The sequence below is a fragment of the Gemmatimonas sp. genome (assembly GCF_021298855.1).
Lineage (GTDB): Bacteria > Gemmatimonadota > Gemmatimonadetes > Gemmatimonadales > Gemmatimonadaceae > Gemmatimonas.
The window spans coordinates 1-13,454 of sequence record NZ_JAJTHI010000012.1 but is presented as its reverse complement, the minus strand read 5'-3'; the positions used below and the strand labels follow the sequence as shown (position 1 = coordinate 13,454).

At 66.7% G+C, this 13,454-nt stretch carries 10 protein-coding genes and 1 tRNA gene; 9 read left to right on the top strand and 2 right to left on the bottom strand.

The genetic code is table 11. The features are described from left to right. Nucleotides 1-5: 5 nt before the first annotated feature. The 8 genes from LW840_RS05720 to LW840_RS05685 all read left to right on the top strand — a co-directional run bounded on the left by LW840_RS05720 (nt 6) and on the right by LW840_RS05685 (nt 9,809). The gene (locus LW840_RS05720) at nt 6-884 is read left to right on the top strand and encodes an amidohydrolase family protein (protein WP_291262093.1); all 879 of its coding nucleotides are present in this window, start codon (nt 6-8) and stop codon (nt 882-884) included. Next, nucleotides 881-1,711, top strand: a complete 831-nt coding sequence (locus LW840_RS05715; protein ID WP_291268187.1) for a hypothetical protein — start codon at nt 881-883, stop codon at nt 1,709-1,711. Before LW840_RS05720 ends, LW840_RS05715 begins: the two co-directional genes overlap by 4 nt. A 368-nt stretch (nt 1,712-2,079) precedes the next feature. After that, on the top strand, nt 2,080-2,697 hold the full coding sequence (locus tag LW840_RS05710) for a cytochrome c3 family protein (RefSeq protein WP_291262095.1): 618 nt from the start codon (nt 2,080-2,082) through the stop codon (nt 2,695-2,697). Nucleotides 2,698-2,716: 19 nt separating this feature from the next. Beyond that, nucleotides 2,717-5,758: a molybdopterin-dependent oxidoreductase gene (locus LW840_RS05705; RefSeq protein ID WP_291276585.1), complete on the top strand. Its 3,042-nt coding sequence runs from the start codon at nt 2,717-2,719 to the stop codon at nt 5,756-5,758. An 11-nt stretch (nt 5,759-5,769) separates the two neighbouring features. Next, the gene (gene nrfD, locus LW840_RS05700; RefSeq protein ID WP_291262097.1) at nt 5,770-7,176 is read left to right on the top strand and encodes an NrfD/PsrC family molybdoenzyme membrane anchor subunit; all 1,407 of its coding nucleotides are present in this window, start codon (nt 5,770-5,772) and stop codon (nt 7,174-7,176) included. Next, nucleotides 7,176-7,676, top strand: a complete 501-nt coding sequence (locus LW840_RS05695; protein ID WP_291262098.1) for a DUF3341 domain-containing protein — start codon at nt 7,176-7,178, stop codon at nt 7,674-7,676. The genes nrfD and LW840_RS05695 overlap by 1 nt, the downstream gene beginning before the upstream one ends. Further along, entirely contained in the window at nt 7,666-8,481 is an 816-nt protein-coding gene (locus LW840_RS05690) for a cytochrome c (RefSeq protein WP_291276584.1), read from the top strand. Before LW840_RS05695 ends, LW840_RS05690 begins: the two co-directional genes overlap by 11 nt. After that, nucleotides 8,478-9,809, top strand: coding sequence for a hypothetical protein (locus LW840_RS05685; RefSeq protein WP_291262100.1), 1,332 nt, complete (start codon nt 8,478-8,480; stop codon nt 9,807-9,809). The genes LW840_RS05690 and LW840_RS05685 overlap by 4 nt, the downstream gene beginning before the upstream one ends. 74 nt (nt 9,810-9,883) lie before the next feature. On the opposite strand, the gene ppsA is transcribed toward LW840_RS05685, so the two are convergent. Both ppsA and LW840_RS05675 read right to left on the bottom strand, forming a co-directional pair. Then, nucleotides 9,884-12,256: a phosphoenolpyruvate synthase gene (ppsA, locus tag LW840_RS05680; protein ID WP_291276583.1), complete on the bottom strand. Its 2,373-nt coding sequence runs from the start codon at nt 12,254-12,256 to the stop codon at nt 9,884-9,886. Next, nucleotides 12,253-13,017, bottom strand: a complete 765-nt coding sequence (locus LW840_RS05675; protein ID WP_291276582.1) for an SDR family oxidoreductase — start codon at nt 13,015-13,017, stop codon at nt 12,253-12,255. Before LW840_RS05675 ends, ppsA begins: the two co-directional genes overlap by 4 nt. A gap of 135 nt (nt 13,018-13,152) precedes the next feature. Here LW840_RS05675 and LW840_RS05670 point away from each other — a divergent pair. Further along, nucleotides 13,153-13,225, top strand: a tRNA-Ala gene (locus LW840_RS05670). The last annotated feature ends 229 nt before the right edge of the window (nt 13,226-13,454 follow it).

Below are 13,454 nucleotides of genomic sequence, written 5' to 3'. Positions count from 1 at the left end.
CGACCATGTCTGCCACGCTGCCACTCGGCGGGTCCGACCCGCTCATCGATCCGCACGCGCACTTTCACACGCCGTGGACCAACCGCGCCGACTGGGCCCGCTACAACGCGTCGCGGCTCGACATGGGGGAGCGCATCGGCGTCCGGTGCCACGTGGCGTCCATCCTCGGCTCGTGGGGACACACGTCGCCCACGTATTTCTCGTCGCCCGACGATCAGACGCGTGCCAACGACTTCATGTTCGACCTGGCGGAGCGGGAGGCGCCGCGCGTCAGGGCGTTCGTGGCGGTCAACCCCAACTTCACGGCGCATGCGTTGGCCGAGATCGCGCGCGGCATGGCGCGCGGCGCGGTGGGCATCAAGCTCGCCGCGGGGCGTCGCACCACCGACTTCGCGCGGCTCGACGACATCGCCGCGGCGGCCGCGCAGCACGGCGTGCCGGTGCTGCAGCACATCTGGCAGCATCGGCGCCGCGAATGGCCCAATCAGGAAGCGAGCGACGGCGTGGAACTCGCGCAGCTCGCCGCACGACACCCGCGTACCATCTTCCTGCTGGCGCACATCGGTGGCGGCGGTGATTGGGCCCACACCAATCCGGCCGTCCTCGAACTCCCCAACATCGTCATGGATCTGTCGGGGAGTGGCATCGACCGTGGCATGATCGACGAGGCGTTGCGGTGGGTGGGCGCGCAGCGGCTGCTGTGGGCGTGCGACCTGACCCTGTGCACCGGGCTCACCAAGCTGCGGGCGCTGGCGCACACCGGGGCATCGGCCGAGGAGATCGCCGACATGCGGTGGCGCAACGCGGTGCGCATCTTCCCGCCGGGCACCTTCGACGCCGCCCTCGCACGCCCGCTGGCCGTGACGGCACCGGAGGCCGCATGACCGCCCCGCAGGAGCCGACTCCGGGGCGCATCGACGTCACGGCGTGGATCGGCGCGTATCCGTTCCGCGATCTGCCGCACCCCGATCCCGAGGTGCTGGTGCGGGTGCTCGACCGGGAGGGGTTCAGCGGGGCGTGGGTGGGGCACCTGCCGGGCGCGTTCCACCGGGACCCGGTGCCCAGCAATCGCGCATTGTACGCGGCGCTGGCGCCGTACCGGGCGCTGCTGCACCCGGCGCCCATCGTGCGCCCCGACTGGCCCCGTTGGGAGGAGATGCTGCGCGCCGCCGTGAATGAAGGCGCGCCGGCGGTGCGGGCCTATCCCATGCAGTGGGGGTTCGGGCCCGGCCATCCGGCCATGACAGAGCTGGCGCTGGCGTGCGGCGAGGCCGGGGTGGCCCTGCACCTCACGGTACGGTTCGAGGACCTCCGGCAGCGCCATCACCTCGACGGCGCCGGTGATCTCTCGGCGGCCCACGTCCGGCCGATTGCGCGGGCCGCCGGGTCCCGGGCGCATCTCGTGGTGGCTGGTGCCAGCCGGGAGCTGATCGAGGAGGTGCACTGGGGGCTCACGCCGGAGGAGCAGGCGCGCGTGTGGTACGACTGGCACTGGATCTGGGGGCCTCCGGAGGAGCATTTCGCCCATCTCGTGCGCACGATCGGTGCGGCGCGGCTGGCCTGGAGCTCCTGGTGGCCGCTGCGACTCAGCCAGCAATCGCAGGCCCTGGTGGAACTGCTGCCGGCCGACGTGGCGGTACTCCCGGTGCCCAATGGCGAGGGCGGTCCCTTTGCCCACGGTGGGGGCATTGGCGGGTCACCCACACATTGAATGGTTGCCTGCAAACACATTGAGAATTTCACGGGAACCGATTGCGGTCTCGACCGTTATCCTCCGGGCGAGCAGGTGATCGGCAGGCAGCAACAAGTAGTACTGCAAGGGCGCGCGTGAAGGCGCGTCGCGCACTTGCGTACAAATACGGCCCCGGTCATACTTCGCGCTTGCAAAAAATTTGGTGACACCGACTTACACGGTTGACGACGGTTCATTCCTTCCGGACCGAACCGTTAGGACCGCGTAGTCCTCGGATGGCATGACCGGACGTGCGCCCTGCACCGCGGCAGGGGGACGATCCGTGTCGTGCGTGTCGTGTGTCGACCATCACCAACGCCTAACGGCATTCTCTACCGGCACACGAGATGACGGTCAAGAAGAAGTGGACGGTGATCCCCGGGTTCCTTGCGCTCGCCGCGGCAGCTACGCTGCTCTCGGCGTACAGCGGCGCGTCGTCGTCGCAGGGCAAGATCGTCGAGCAGCCCGTCAAGTTCGTCCATGCACCGCACGTGCAGAAGGCGGGCATGAACTGCCTGTATTGCCATAGCGCCGCCAACAAGGCGCCTGATCCGGGGAACGCGTCGGTTGCGACCTGCATGGGCTGCCACACGTTGGTGAAGCCCCAGTCGGCCGAGATCAAGAAGATCGCGGCGTACTACCAGAAGGGGCAGCCGATCCCGTGGAACCGTGTGCACAAGGTGCCGGACTACGTCCAGTTCCCGCACATGCGCCACGTGAATGCCGGTGTCACCTGTCAGACCTGCCACGGGCAGATCCAGAATCAGGGGGCGCAGGGGCCGGACACCAATTACGTGCCCGTGCAGCAGGTGAACTCGCTCAACATGGGCTGGTGCATCAATTGCCACGTGCAGGGCTACAAGCCTGCCGAGGGTGCGCGACTGGCTGGCCAGAAGGTCACGCCGGAGCTGGAAGCGATGCCCGCGAAGAAGGCGCGCTACGATTGCGCCGTCTGCCACTACTGATCATCGACCCTCGACCACGATGAGCACAGAAGCGGGGACCGGCGTCAAGCGCCGCGAGTTCCTCAAGATCCTGGGCGCCACGAGCGCCACGACGGCGGTGGTGGGCTGCTCCTCCGAGAAGGTGGGCAAGCTCATTCCGTACGTCGCCTCGCCGGACAACACCGTGCCGGGCGTGTCGCAGTACTATGCGACGACGTGCCGTGAGTGTGCGGCTGCGTGCGGTGTCCTGGCCGAAGTTCGCGACGGCCGTCCCATCAAGCTCGAGGGCAACCCCGAGCATCCCATGAACCGGGGCGCCATCTGCGCCACCGGTCTGTCGGCGGTGCAGGGGCTGTACAACCCCGATCGCTACCGGTCGCCCATGGTGCGCGAGGGCAACGCCCTCAAGCCCACCACGTGGGACAAGGCCTTCGAGCTGCTCGCCCAGAAGCTGGGGGAGGTCAAGTCGAAGGGGCAGGCGGGCAACGTCGTGTTCATCAACCAGCACGAGTCGGGCACCTTCCCGGGTTTCCTCGATCAGTGGCTGTCGGCGAACGGCATGCCGGCGCACCTGAGCGTGGACAGCACCGCACCGGTGGCCACCATCGCCGCCAATCAGAAGGCGTACGGCGCGGCATGGCCGCAGCTCGACTTCAGCGCGGCCAAGCTGGTGGTCTCCTTTGGCGCCGACTTCCTCGATGGGTGGGGACACAGTGTGCCGCAGCAGCTCGACTGGGCCGATGCGCGCGCCAAGCTCACCGACGCGCCGCGCCTCGTGTACGTGGGCGCCCGCCGGTCGCTGACCGGCCTCAACGCCGACCAGTGGATTCCGGCCAAGCCCGGCAGCGAAATGGCGCTCTGCGCTGCGCTCACGGGGGCGGGCACCGCGCAGGCCGCGTCGGAAGCGTCCGGCGTGTCGGTCGCGACCATCGAAGCGCTGGCCAAGGCCATCGCCGATGCCGGCAACGGGGTCATGGCCATCTGTGGCGTCACGGGGAGCGACGCGGTCGAGTGCGCCACCATGGTGGCCGACATCAACAAGAAGGCGGGCGCGGTCGGTACGACCATCAAGCCGGCCAGTGCGCATGCCGGCTACGCGGGGCTCGCCTCGTATGCCGATCTGGCGGCGGCGGTGCGCAACATGGACGCCGGCACGGTGCCACTGGCCTTCGTGCGCGGCGCCAACCCGGCGCACACCATGCCCAAGTCGGCGGGCTTTGCGGCGGCCTTTGCCAAGGTCGGCTTCAAGGTCTCCTTCTCGGCCATGCCCGACGAAACGGCGCAGCTCGCCGACCTCATCCTCCCCGACAACCACTGGCTCGAGAGCTGGGGCGATGCGGCGGGAGCGAATGGGCAGCTCGGCCTGCAGCAGCCCACGCTCGAGCCGGTGTTCGACACGCGCAGCACCGCTGACGTGCTCATCGAACTGGCCAAGAAGGATCAGGCGCTCGCCGCGCGCTACAACGTGGCCGACTACCGTGCCTGGTACATCAGCAAGTTCCCGGGTGGCGGGTCGGCGTTCACATCCGCGCTCACCAAGGCGCAGGTGAGCAGCGGCCCGCTCGTGCCCACGACCGGTCGCACGCTGTCGGCCACCGCCATGCCGGCGGCGGCGGGCAATGGGGACTTCTTCGTGCACGTGTTCCCGTCGCCCACGCTGGGTGATGGCGCCGGTGCGAACAAGCCGTGGCTGCAGGAGCTCCCCGATCCCGTCTCCAAGATTGCCTGGCAGTCGTGGGTCGAAGTGCATCCGTCCACGGCCAAGAAGCTCGGCATCAAGGAAGGCACGCACCTCACCATCGAAACGTCCGCCGGCAAGGTCACGGCCCCGGCGTACATCTACATGGGCGTGCGCCCCGACACCGTGGCCATTGCGCTCGGGCAGGGACACACCGCCTACGGTCGCTTCGCGCAGAACATCGGCGTGAACGCCTACGACCTCATTCCGGCCGGCTGGGATGCCGCCGGCGGCCTCGCCCTCGGCAACATCAAGGGCAAGGTCACCGTGAACACCGACAACTCGCCGCTCGTCACCACCGAGGGCTCCGCGCGCCAGCATGGCCGCGGCATCGGGCAGGCGCTGCCGGTCGGGGTGCTGCTCGGCACGGAACAGGAGGTCGAGAAGCACCACCACGAGATCCCTGGTCTGCCGTCGCACGACTTCAAGACGGGACTCAAGGCACCGGTGGCCGCCGATGCGCAGGGTGAGTTCGCCAATCCCGAGGCGGGTGCCAAGGGCATGTACGACCCGCAGCACTCGAGCAAGATGGAGAAGCGCCGCTGGGCGATGACCATCGACCTCGCCCGCTGCACGGGGTGCTCGGCGTGCGTCACGGCCTGCTACAGCGAGAACAACATCCCCACGGTCGGCGCGCCCTATCAGGGCCGCGCGCTCAGCCCCACCAACTGGGACGAGCGTCCGGGCGCCAACATCATCAAGGGGCGCGAGATGGCGTGGATCCGCCTCGAGCGCTACTACGAAGGTAACGACAACACGGAGAACGAGTTCTCTCCGGATTTCGACACGCGCTTCGTGCCCATGATGTGCCAGCACTGCGGCAACGCGCCGTGCGAGCCGGTGTGCCCCGTGTACGCCACGTATCACTCGCCGGACGGCCTCAACGTGCAGGTGTACAACCGCTGCGTCGGCACGCGCTACTGCAGCAACAACTGCCCGTACAAGGTCCGCTACTTCAACTGGTTCGGCTACGGCGAGCCGGAGCGTCGCCAGTACGCCTGGCCGGAGCCCATGCACTGGTCGCTCAACCCCGACGTCACCGTGCGTGGCAAGGGGGTCATGGAGAAGTGCACGTTCTGCGTGCAGCGTATCCGTGAGGCCGAGCACCGCGCCAAGGCGGAAGGGCGCGAGGTGAATGGCGATGAATTCACCACGGCCTGCGCGCAGGCCTGCCCGTCGCGCGCCATCATCTTCGGTGACGCGGCCGACGAGAACTGGACCGTTTCGAAGCTCGCCTACGACCGTCGTGCCTACCACGTGTTCGAGGAACTGAACACGTACACCGCCGTGGTCTATCTCAAGAAGGTCAACTATCCGGCGCCGGCCGCACCGGCGAAGGCCTGAGGAGCGCGATAATGGCATCCGTCGCACATCCGGTGCGAGAGGGCATTCGTGGGCCGAACATTGCTTCGGCCGACGTCCAGCTCCCCGCAGTCCGTGATTACGAACAGGTCGATCGCGATATCATCGCGACACTGGGGTTCACCAAGAAGTGGTTCATCGGCCTGGCGCTCGCCGTCCTGGCCATGCTCTGCGGCGCCTCCGCGTGGATCTACCAGATCTACTGGGGGCTTGGGCAGGCCGGCTACGAACCGCCGGTGATGTGGGGCAACTACATCATCACGTTCGTTTTCTGGGTCGGTATCGGTCACGCCGGGACGCTCATCTCGGCCATCCTGTATCTCTTCCGCGCCGGCTTCCGCACCTCGATCTATCGCGCCGCCGAAGCGATGACGGTGTTCGCGGTCATGACGGCCGGGCTCTTCCCGATCATTCACATCGGGCGCCCGTGGAAGTTCTTCTGGCTCATTCCGTATCCGAACTGGCGCCTGCTGTTCCCGAACTTCAAGTCGCCGCTCGTGTGGGACGTCTTCGCCATCTCGACGTACCTCACCATCTCGACCACGTTCCTCTTCATCGGCTTGATCCCCGACTTCGCGGTGCTCCGCGACAAGGAGACCAACCCGACGCGCAAGCGGATCTACAGCATCCTCTCGCTCGGCTGGCGCAACAGCGACCGGGAGTGGCGCCACTTCGCGAAGGCGTATCTGTTCCTCGCCGCCTTCTCGACGCCGCTCGTGCTCTCGGTGCACTCGGTCGTTAGCTTCGACTTCGCCATGGCGCTCACGCCGGGCTGGCACGCGTCCATCTTCCCGCCGTACTTCGTCGCCGGTGCCATCTTCTCCGGCTTCGCCATGGTGTGGACGATCGCCATCCCCATGCGCAAGTGGTTCAAGCTCGAACACTACATCACGCTCAACCACCTCGACGCGACCGCCAAGGTCGTGCTCTTCACCTCCATGGTGGTCGGGTGCGCGTACCTCATCGAGTTCTTCATCGCCTGGTACAGCAGCGTGCGTCCGGAGCAGGAGTTCTTCTGGAACCGTGTCTTCGGGCAGTGGTGGTGGGCCGCGTGGATCATGCTCCTGTGCAACATGGCGCTGCCCATGTCGCTCTGGTCGCAGAAACTCCGTCGCAACCCGGCCTGGCTGTTCATCCTGTCGCTGTTCATCAACCTCGGCATGTGGTTTGAGCGCTTCGTCATCGTGGTGCCGTCGCTCTCCCACGAATTCGAGCCCTGGCAGTGGGGTGGCTACACCCCCAGCTGGATCGACATGGCCTTCCTTGTCGGCTCGTTCGGCTGGTTCTTCATGTGGTTCCTGCTCTTCGTGAAGCAGATGCCCGTGATGGCCATCATGGAACTCAAGGAAATCGTGACGCCGCGCTTCAAGAACGCGCATGGCCACGGAGGGCATCACTGATGCAGGGCGTGCTTGGGGTATTCCATCACCTCGATACGACCGTCACGGCGATCGAGGAGCTCAAGAAGAAGAAGCTGGGCGATGTCACCGTGTACTCGCCCACCATCCGCCATGAGCTGGATGATGCCATCGCCGGGCCGAACAGCGTGGTGCGTCGCTTCACGCTCATCGGCGGTCTCCTCGGCGTGAGCTTCGGCTACTGGATCGCGATCTGGTCGAGCAACTACTGGCCGCTCATCACGGGTGGCAAGGCCATCGCCTCGTGGATCCCGTACACCATCATCGGCTTCGAAGTCATGGTGCTCGTGGGCGCCCTGTCCACCGTCGCCGGCATGTTCATCAACTCGCGTGTCCCTCGCCTGACCACCACGGTCGGCTACGATGACCGCTTCTCCTCCGGCCACTTCGGTGTCTTCATCGCGTGTGACGCGGCGAAGGCGACGCAGGCCGAAGAGCTCCTGCGTCATGCCGGGGCCGAGGAGGTGCGCCGTGAAGCCTGAGCCTTCCAACCAGATGCCGTCAGTCGTGTCGCGGGCGCTTCGCGCCTCCGTGGCCATCGTGCTCCCCGTGTCGTTCGGGGCCTGCTCATGGTTCACCGACTTCAAGAACCAGCCGCGCATCGAGCCGTGGGAGCCCTTCTCCCAGAATGAGGCCGACTCGCTCACGCCGCCGCGCGGGCAGCCGCAGTACTCGGTGCCGGTGCAGGGCACGCGGGTCGCCGCCTGGCAGATCGGCTACCAGCCGCTGCAGCAGGTGATCGACAGCTTCACGCCCATTCCGAACCCGACGCCGGTGTCCGAAGCGTCGCTCGAGAACGGCAAGAAGAACTACCAGATCAACTGCGCCGTGTGTCACGGGGCGGCCGGCGACGGGAACGGCGGGCTGAAGAAGGTGAATCCCGCCTACGGGTGGAGCCCGAGCTTGCTCACCGAGTCGGCCCGGGGACGCTCCGACGGCTACATCTACGGCATGCTGCGCAACGGGCGCGGCATCATGCCCAACTACAACCGCATCGAAGAAAACGACCGCTGGGACGTCGTGAACTACGTGCGCGCCTTGCAGAAGGGCGGAGCGGATACCACGCTCCACGGCTACCCGGGACAGAACGGCACCACCGTGCCGGGGCCGTCGCTCACGGCGCCCACCCGCCCGGCTCCGTTCGCCAAGCCCACGCAGCAGCCCACCGTGGGGTCGCCGAACATCAACTCGGCCACCTTCAAGGGCAACAACGAGAACGACACCATGCGCAAGCTGCACCTCGGCCCGCCGTCGGCCGCTGGTGAGGGCAAGGAGAAGCACGAGTGAGCCAGCACTATCACTACCCGTCGCGCGAGGAATTCGCGCGACGCCTCTCCGCCAAGTCGGTTCCGGGCGGCCTCAAGACGGCAGCGCTCATCGCCGCACTGGTCGGCATCGGCGTCTTCGTCATGGGGCTCTTCACCAACCCCGACCGCGCGTGGCAGGCGCTCCAGTACAACTGGACGTATTTCGCCACCATCTCCACCGCCGGCGTCGCGTTCGCCGCCGTGCAGCGCATCGTCACCGCGCGGTGGTCGCGCCCCATCGTGCGGTTCGCCGAGGGCTTCTATGCCTTCGTGCCCATCGCCTTCGTCATCCTCATCGCCATCCTGTTCTTCAGCGGCGACCACATCTTCACGTTCCGTGGCCGTGAGGCGGCCCCAACGGAAGAGAAGGCCGCATACCTGAACAACAGCTGGTTCCTCATCCGCGGCCTCTTCTTCTTCGGCGCCATCACGGTGCTGCAGGGCCTGTTCGTCTGGAACTCGGTCAAGATGGATGTGGCCGTGCTCCCCGAATACGGCGCCAAGTGGGCGGCGGGGCTCCGCGCGAAGATGCGCGCTGGCTGGAGCGGCGACGAGCGCCGGGAGCTGCACACGCAGCACTCGCTCATGGGCAAGCTGGGCGTGGCGGTGCCCATGGCGTTCGTGATCGGCTGGTGCTTCATGGCGTGGGACTACTCCATGACCATCTCGCTGCACTTCCAGCAGACCATGTACGCGTGGATCGTGTTCATGACCGGCTGGGTCAACATGGTGATGCTGTTGTCGCTCCTCACCATGTGGTGGCGCAATCATCTGGACATGAAGGACATTGCCACCATGGACCACCTGTGGGACCTGGGTAAGCTCTGCTTCGCCTTCACGGCGTTCGTGGGCTACATCAGCTTCTCGCAGTACCTGGTCATCTGGTACGGCAACATGCCGGAAGAAACCCACTTCTATCGCCTGCGGCTCTCCGGCGTGTGGAAGCCGGTCACCCAGCTCATCCCCATCTTCGGCTTCGTGCTGCCGTTCTTCGGGCTCATCTCGAAGGCCGCCAAGATGTATCTGCCCACGTTCGTGCTCTTCGCCGTGTGCAGCCTCATCGGCGTGTATCTGCACCGCTACATCGAGATCTACCCGAGCATCTACGGTGAGGCCACCAGCCTGCCGTTCGGCCTCCAGGAGATCGGCACGACCGTCGGCTTCCTCGGCCTCTGGGCATTCAGCTACTTCAGCTTCATGGATGCCTTCCCCGTCATGCGCGTGTTCATGATGACCACGCCGTTCAAGGACGAGGTGCAGGTGCCGGTGGATGCGAAGACCATGGAGCCGCTGCCCGCGCACGAGTAAGGGGCGTTGGCAAGGGACACGAGAGCGGGCGGCATTCCCACGGAATGCCGCCCGCTTTCGCCTGTCGGGCATGGTCAGGTCGCGGTGTTCGCCTCCAGCGCGGCCACCCGCTGCAGCACGGGCACGACGCTGTCGGGATTGAGGGAAATGGAATCGATGCCCGCGCGCACCAGAAACTCGGCGAACTCCGGGTAGTCGCTTGGCGCCTGCCCGCAGATGCCCACCTTGCACCCTACCGCATGAGCATCCGCTATGAGCCGCTCTATGGAGCGCAATACGGCCGGGTTGCGCTCGTCAAAAAGTGACGCCAGCAGGGCATTGTCGCGGTCCACGCCCAGGGTGAGTTGCGTGAGGTCGTTGCTGCCAATGGAAAAGCCGTCGAAGCGTGCGCCAAACTCCCGCGCCAGCAGCACATTGCTGGGGATCTCCGCCATCACGTACACCTCGAGCCCAGCCTCGCCCCGCACGAGCCCGTGCCGCTGCATCTCCGCCAGGACCTTGTCGGCTTCTTCCAGCGTACGGCAGAAAGGAATCATGACGACCACGTTGCGCAGTCCCATCGTTTCGCGCACGCGCCGGATGGCGCGGCACTCCAGGCCGAAGCCTTCGCGGTAGCGATCGTCGTAGTAGCGGGAGGCACCACGAAACCCGATCATGGGGTTCTCCTCGTGTGGCTCGAACGCGCGACCACCAAGCAGTCCGGCATACTCGTTCGTCTTGAAGTCGCTGAAGCGCACGATCACTTGCTCCGGCCACTGCGACGCGGCGATCTGCCCAATGCCCGCCGCCATGCGGTCCACGAAGAACGCGGCCGGCGAGTCGTGCCCCTGCGTGAGTGCCAGGAGCTGCGCCCGCTCGTCGTTGGAGAGCTGTTCCGGGTGGAGCAGCGCCATGGGATGCGCCTTGGCCATGTGCTCGATCACGAACTCGATGCGCGCCAGACCAATGCCGCGCACCGGCAGGCGCCACCAGCGCATCGCCATGGCCGGATCGGCCACGTTCAGCATGATGGCCGTACGCGTCCGGGGCATGGCCTCCAGGTCAAGCGTGTCCTCCCGGTACGCCAGCGCGCCCTCGTACACCGTCCCCGTTTGCCCTTCCGCACAGCTCACCGTGACCGTGCGGTCGTTCAGCACGGCCGTTGCGCCGGTCGCCCCCACGATGGCCGCGATGCCCAACTCCCGGCTCACAATGGCGGCGTGACTGGTGCGACCGCCACTGTCGGTCACGATGGCGGAGGCGCGCTTCATGACCGGCACCCAGTCGGGGTCCGTCTGCCTGGCCACGAGCACCGCCCCATCCTCGAAGCGGTGGGCTTCGTGCATCCCGCTCAGCACGATCGCGCGCCCACTGGCAATGCGGCTGCCCACGGCAACGCCAGTCACCAGCACCGGTCCGGTCCCTTCGAGCGTGAACGTACTGACGTTGGAGGTCTGCTCACGGGAGCGTACCGTCTCCGGGCGGGCCTGCACGATGTACAGCGCGCCGTCGAGACCGTCCTTGGCCCACTCCACATCCATCGGGCAGCCGTAGTGCGCCTCAATGCGGGTGCACCAGCGGGCGATCTGCAGCACCTCCTGGTCGGACAGGCAGCGCGTGGTACGCTCGGCCGCCGTGGTGTCCACGTTGACCGGTGTCCCGTCGGTCGCCAACACCATCTTCAGCTGTTTCAGCCCCGTGGTGGCATCGAGAATGGGGGAGAGCGCCGGATCATCCAGCAGCGGCTTGAAGACACGCCATTCATCGGGATTCACCACGCCCTTCACCACGTTCTCCCCAAGTCCCCAGGCACCCGTGAGGATGACCAGGGAGCGGAACCCCGATTCCGTATCAAGGGTGAACGCCACCCCCGATGCGCCCACATCGCTGCGGACCATCTGCTGCACGCCCACCGACAGGGCCAGTCCATCGGGCGCAATGCCATGGTGCGCGCGATAGGCAATCGCACGGTCGGTGTAGAGCGAGGCGAAGCATCGCGGAATGGTTGCCAGGAGTGATGCCTCCCCCACCACGTTCAGAAAAGATTCCTGCTGCCCGGCAAAGCTGGCGTCGGGCAGGTCTTCCGCCGTGGCCGAGCTGCGCACGGCGACCGGCGGGGCAGGGTGGCCTGCGCGTGTGGCGAGCTGCGCATAGCGCGCCCGCACCTCGGTGACGATCGCGTCGGGGAGCGGCGCCGCCAGCATGGCACCGCGAATGGCGGCTCCGACCTCACTGAGCGGGGCGCCATCGCGCAGGCGTTGCATTTCGTGCGCAATACCTGCGGCAAGACCGTTGTGCTGGATGAACAGCCGGTAGGCCGCCGTCGTGAGCGCGAACCCGTCGGGTACCGCAATGCCGAGCGACATGAGGTGTCGTCGCATTTCACCCAGCGAGGCGTTCTTGCCACCCACCGCGGCCACGTCGGCGCGCGAGAAGTCGTCGAACCAGCCGGCGAGCGAGGGGGTCACGCGGCCATCCATCCACCGTCGGCAGTCACTACGGCGCCGTTGATGAAGCGCGCGGCATCGCTTGCCAGAAAGAGCGCCAGTTCGGCAATGTCGCTCGACTCGAGCCACGCCGGGATGAGCGTGGCGAACTGTCCGGCACGCGCGGCGCCCACCGGGTCGAGCCGGTCGGCGGGCATGCTTTCGGCAATGTTCGTCTTCGTGGCCCCCGGGCAGATCACGTTGCACCGGATGCCGCGCTGGGCGTACATCCATGCCGTGCTGCGCGTGAGGCCAAGCAGGGCGTGCTTGGAGGTGGTGTAGGCGGCCCCGGCCGCTCCGCCACTCAGCGACGCGATGCTGGCCACGTTGATGATCACGCCGCGTCCCTGGGTCAGCATGGCCGGCACGGCCAGCCGGCTGGTGTACATGGGCCCGTCCACGTTCACCCGCATCACCCGGCGCCAGACGTCGTCGGTAAGTTCGCCCACGCCAGCCATGTAGTCCATGATGCCGGCGTTGTTCACCAGTACAGCCACGCGGCCGTGACGGTCGAGCGCGGCGCGCACGAGGGCCTCCGCATCAGGGCGCTCCCCGATATCGCCCACGACGGTGTGGACAGGGCGCCCGACCGCTTCGAGGACGGCCGCCAGATCGCTGAGACGGGCGGCGTGCACATCGCCCGCCACCACCAGCGCGCCTTCGCGCGCGAACAGTTCTGCCGTGGCGCGCCCTATTCCTGAGGCTGCACCGGTGATGATCGTGACCTTGCCGTCGAGTCGCATGCACGCTCCTGAGGATGATGGACCCGTTGAGGGTGTACCGGCGCGGCCCGCGGCGCCGTCGGGGAGTCCCTCACCCCGCAGGGTGGCGCCCCCTGTACTCGGGCGTCGGGCGCCGATACAATACAGATCTGTTCCGGGGCGTTAGCTCAGCTGGGAGAGCACCTGCTTTGCAAGCAGGGGGTCATCGGTTCGATCCCGATACGCTCCACTTCACACCTCTAACGCGCCGCGATCTCCGGATCGCGGCGCGTTCGTCGTTTGAAGATGCCCACGCTCGCAGACGGTCAGAGTTCCTGCACACTCAGGTGCACCCAGCGCGCCATGCGCTCCCGCTCCGCCTGCGCCACTGGCAGGCGCCACACACGCTCAACGAGGATGGTGCTCGACAGGAACTCCTCGACGAGCAGCGTCAGAACGAATGCGCGGTCCTTGTCGCG